The organism is Belnapia sp. AC561 (assembly GCF_979252845.1).
The window spans coordinates 1-266 of record NZ_CEEDBP010000257.1 but is presented as its reverse complement, the minus strand read 5'-3'; the positions used below and the strand labels follow the sequence as shown (position 1 = coordinate 266).

Here is a 266-nt window from a genome sequence, read left to right as displayed (position 1 = left end):
CTGCTGTTCTGCTCGGGCGTCTTGTAACGAATGCGCAGCCAGGCCAGTTCGCTATCGCCCGAGGTCGCTTGCGCCGCCTGACGATAGCGCAGCGGCTCCAACCAGCCCTGGTTGCCGACCGGCACGATCTCGTACAGCGCGGTCACGCTGTGCCCGGCACCGATGTCGCCGGCATCGACCTTGTCGTTGCTGAAGTCTTCACGCTTCAGCGCGCGGTTCTCGTAACCGAGCAGACGGTACTCACTGACCTGGGCAGGGTTGAATTC

The 266-nt window shown here is 63.5% G+C and carries 1 protein-coding gene; it reads right to left on the bottom strand.

Features of this window, described 5'->3' with window-relative positions; genetic code table 11:
• The coding region (locus AC0IW9_RS30985) for a YfbK domain-containing protein (protein ID WP_471652138.1) at window positions 1-266 on the bottom strand (266 nt) is incomplete at both ends.